4 protein-coding genes are annotated in these 4,103 nt (G+C 74.7%); 2 read left to right on the top strand and 2 right to left on the bottom strand.

From position 1 onward, the window contains the following. Nucleotides 1-433 (bottom strand): hypothetical protein (locus AOK16_RS03990; protein ID WP_240483349.1); only part of this gene is annotated, 433 nt, incomplete at its 3' end. A 273-nt stretch (nt 434-706) separates the two neighbouring features. On the opposite strand from AOK16_RS03990, the gene AOK16_RS03985 reads away from it, so the two are divergent. Further along, entirely contained in the window at nt 707-2,080 is a 1,374-nt protein-coding gene (locus tag AOK16_RS03985) for an NsdA family TPR-like regulatory protein (RefSeq protein WP_055470815.1), read from the top strand. A 196-nt stretch (nt 2,081-2,276) separates the two neighbouring features. Here the strand turns inward: AOK16_RS03985 and AOK16_RS03980 are convergent, their stop codons facing one another. Continuing rightward, complete coding sequence (locus AOK16_RS03980; protein WP_055470814.1) at nt 2,277-2,885, bottom strand: histidine phosphatase family protein; 609 nt, start codon at nt 2,883-2,885, stop codon at nt 2,277-2,279. A 332-nt stretch (nt 2,886-3,217) separates the two neighbouring features. Between AOK16_RS03980 and AOK16_RS03975 the strand changes: the two genes are divergently transcribed. Further along, on the top strand, nt 3,218-4,103 hold an 886-nt coding region (locus tag AOK16_RS03975), incomplete at its 3' end, for a phosphatase PAP2 family protein (RefSeq protein WP_055470813.1).

Genomic DNA, 4,103 nt, shown 5'->3' with positions numbered 1-4,103 from the left:
CGGCCGGGTCGGTGACCTCGGTGCCGCCCTCCGGCGGGACAAGCCAGCCGGTGCCGGCCACCGGCGGCCCGCCGGCCGTCGACAGGCCGCGGCCGAAGGTCTGCGTGCAGGCGCTGCCCGGAAGGTCCCAGCACGCGGCCGTGCCGGGCGGCACGAGGAAGCCGAGGGTGTCGCAACTCCCGTCGTGCAGCACGGGGCCGACCGCGGGGCCCGCCCCGGTGACGGCGCCGGGGGCCGCGCCTCCGCCAGAGATCCGTCCGCCGACGCCCCGGCGCAGGATGTCCACCGCCTCCAGCCCCTGCCGGGCCGGAACGGTGACGAGGTCGCAGTCCCCCGCGACCCTCGGAGCCGGGCTGCGGTCCGGGCCGAAGTCGGCGCCGGGGCGGGGCCGTTCGACCGTCCGCGCACCGCTGGTGTCCGTGCCGGTCTCCACCAAGAGAAACCCCTCCTCGCGAAGTGAGCCGCATCGCTCCTTCTCCACAGGGTTAAACGCCGGACTTCGTCAACGGCTACGGCGGCACGCCGCCTCAAAGGATGGCAGTTCATGGCAGATCCCGCGTGAGATATCCGGTTTGTAGCCAAACCCTGGGTACCGGCTCCGTCACAACCTGTACGGTCGGCCTCGCCGAACCGGGCCCGGCGCCCGGCCGGCAGCACGTTTCCGCCCCGTCCAGGGCGGCAGCACCGCCAGGGAGAGGGCTCGGCCATGGCGACGCCGTCAGCGTCTTCGTCACCGTCCTCGCGGGCCGTCATCGCACGCCCCGCGCCGCGGCCCAACACGGCCTTCCGGCAGCTGCGCGGCCCGCTGTCACCGGGCGAGTTCGCGGCGGCCGTACGCCGTGCCGCCCGCGACATCGGGGAGCAGGTCTCGTGCGACGCGCGCTACATCGGGCGCGTGGAGTCCGGGGAGATCCGCTGCCCCAACTACGCCTACGAGCGGGTGTTCCGGCACATGTTCCCGGACCGCTCGCTCGCGGACATGGGCTTCGCGCCGCGCGAGAAGGTGCGCGGGCGGGCGGCACGCGCGCGTGGCCCCGCTGCGTCCGGGGCGGTCCCCCCACCCCGGACCGGACCAGAAACCACCACTCACGAGGAGAGCGACGTGCTGCGTCGCGCGTTCATGACCGGAGGCCCGGCCGCCCTGGCGGCCGGCTCCCTGGGGTTGGGCTCCCCCCGCCCGCCCCGCCGCGCCGGAGAGTCCGAGGCGGCGGCGGTCGAGGAGGCCGTACGACGGATCAGGGTGCTCGACGACCGGCACGGGGCCGACGGCCTCTACCGCCGCGCCGCCCAGCCGCTGCGCGCCGCCTACGAGCTGCTCGACGCGGGCTCCCAGCGCCAGTCCACCGCCGACCGGCTCCACGCGGGGGCCGGGGAACTCGCCATCTCCGTAGGGTGGCTGGCGCACGACTCCGGCCGCTTCGCGGACGCCCGCTCGCACTACGGCGAGGCGCTGGCCACCGCGCGCGTGGCCGGGGACGCCGCGCTGGAGGCGCACGCCTTCTGCAACACCGCGTTCCTCGCCCGCGACGCGGGCCGCCCGCGCGAGGCCGTGCGCGCCGCACAGGCCGCGGCGCGGGCCGCCCGGCCCCTGAAGTCCCCCCGCCTGATGTCGCTGCTCGCGCTGCGCGAGGCAGGGGGCTGGGCGGGGCTCGGCGACCGCCGCGGCTGCGAGGAGGCGCTGCTGCGCGCCCACTCCCTGTTCGCGCGCGGGAGTTCGGACCAGGACCCGGAGTGGATGTCCTTCTATGGCGAGGCCGAGCTGGAAGGGCTGGAGGCGCAGTGCTGGTCCGCCCTGGGGCAGTGGCGGCGCGCGGCCGACCACGCGCGCCGCGCGGCGGCCCTCCAGGACCCGCACTTCGCCCGCAACACGGCGCTGTTCACCGCAGAGTTGGCCGGGAACCTCGCGCGCGTGGGCGAGTACGAGGAGGCGGCGGCCGCGGGCCTGCGCGTCCTGGACCTGGACCAGGTCCAGTCCTCGCGTATCCACGCCATACTCGACACCGCCGCCGGCCTCCTCCGCCCCCACCGCGGAAGCCCACCCGTAGGCGTCTTCCTGGAACGCCACGCCGTCCCGGTGTGACCGTCCCGGCGCGCATCGCGCCATGGCTGCGGGCTGTCCGGCGCCGCCGAAACCGGTCCGCTGAGGACCGTCGCGGCGGCGGTTCGGGACGCGGAGCCGGCTCGCCTCGGCCGTCGAGGCAGGGTTTTCCACCGCCGCGGCGAGCGGCCGCGACGGCGTGGGCCCGGCGGCGCCAAACCCGCTGCGACCCGGACCCCTACTTGGGCACGGCTCCGTCCAGGTGCCCCAGGTCGTTCCAGCGTTCGATGGCGGTTTCGCCGTAGGCCCAGCCGAGGATCGACAGGGACGTCGGGTCGAGCTTGATGCGGGCCCCGTACGAGACGTCGTGGCCGAGCCAGCGGGCGCCGAGGGCTCGCAGGATGTGGCCGTGGGCGAAGACCAGCACGTCACGGTCCGCGGACCGCGCCCACTCCACCACAGCGTCGGCCCGCCGGGCGAGTTGGTCCAGTGACTCGCCCTCGGGGACCCCGTCGCGCCAGATGAACCAGCCGGGCCGCCGCCCCTGGATCTCCGCCTGCTTCAGCCCCTCATAGGCGCCGTAGTCCCACTCCATCAGCGCGTCCCAGGGCCGCGCGCGGTCCCCGAAACCCGCCAGCTCACAGGTCTCCGAGGCCCGCACCAGGGGACTCGTACGGACCTCGACGTCCGCCAGGCCGTCGAACGGCGCCCGGTGCAGCCGCTCGCCGAGCAGCTTCGCGCCCCGCCTCCCCTCGTCCAGCAGCGGAATGTCGGTGCGTCCTGTGTGCCTGCCGGACAACGACCACTCCGTCTGCCCGTGCCGGGCGAGGAGGATGCGCGGTGCCATAGGGGGACCTCTTCACTGATCGCTGGACCGGACTGCTCACTGCACCGGGCCGAGCCCGTTCCGGATCCCCGGCCCATCGCATGGGGCTCGTCCTTCCCATCATCGCGCACGGCATCGGCTATCCGCAGGGCGGCCGGATCCGCGATCAACCCTGGCGCCGGCCCCCGCGTCTTCCCGCGCGTATGCCTCCCGAAGGGAGGCCGAACACCAGGCGAACGCGGAGCGCCGCCGCACCTCGGGGGCGGTGGCTGCCTGCGTTCACTTACACCGTACGGTTGAACTCGCGCCGGTCGGCCAGCTGACGGCCGCCTGAACAATTGGAGAGCGTCCGGATGCCCCACCCCGCGCCCGCGACCGGGCCCGCGCGCCTTTCCGCGCGAGTTCCCGGCCCCAGCCGCCGCTGGTGGACCGAGCTGCCGCTGGTCCTGTTCGTGTACACCGCGTACTCGGCCTGCCGGCTCCTGGCGCGCGGCGACACCTCCACGGCCGTGGACCACGGGCTGGCAATCCTGCGCTTCGAGCAGCGGCTCCACCTGAACGCCGAGCACCCGCTCAACCGGCTGTTCACCGAGCACCCGTCCCTGGGGATACCCGCCGACTTCCTGTACGCCTCGCTCCACTACGGCGTCACCCCCGCGATCCTGATCTGGCTCTGGCGACGCCGCCCCTCGCACTACCGAATAGCCCGCACCTCGCTGCTGCTGGCGACCTTCATCGGCCTGGTGGGCTTCGTCCTCGTCCCGACCTGCCCGCCCCGTCTCCTGGACCCCTCGTACGGCTTCGTCGACACCATGGCCCAGTACGCGTCGTACGGCTGGTGGGGCGGCGACGCGAGCGCACCGCGCGGGCTCGGCAGCCTGACCAACCAGTACGCGGCGATGCCCAGCCTCCACGTGGGCTGGGCCCTGTGGTCCGGGCTCCTCCTCTGGCGACTCGGCGGGACTACGTGGGCCAAGGCGGCCGGGATCGCGTACCCGGCGGTCATCGCCGTCGTGGTCATGGGCACCGCGAACCACTACTTCCTCGACGCCGTCGCGGGCGCGGCGGTCGTCGGCCTCGGCCTCCTGCTGGCGCGGCCCGCACTGCACACCGCCGACGCCGTGCGGGAGCGCTCCCGGGTCCGAACGGCCCCGGCTGTCAGTGGCGGATGCGAGACTTCGGCGGGTGAACGGATTCCCCGACAGCCGGACCACCACGGCCGCCCCCACGCCGCCGCGG

Source organism: Streptomyces pathocidini, assembly GCF_001418495.1.
Taxonomy (GTDB): Bacteria; Actinomycetota; Actinomycetes; order Streptomycetales; family Streptomycetaceae; genus Streptomyces; species Streptomyces pathocidini.
The sequence above is the reverse complement of the archived record's forward strand: the minus strand, read 5'-3'. Positions and strand labels throughout refer to the sequence as shown.

Bases quoted from the DNA above. Each gene is read 5' to 3' on its own strand.
- AOK16_RS03980 (WP_055470814.1), bottom strand. From the start codon at position 2,885: ATGGCACCGCGCATCCTCCTCGCCCGGCACGGGCAGACGGAGTGGTCG.
- AOK16_RS03985 (WP_055470815.1), top strand. From the start codon at position 707: ATGGCGACGCCGTCAGCGTCTTCGTCACCGTCCTCGCGGGCCGTCATC.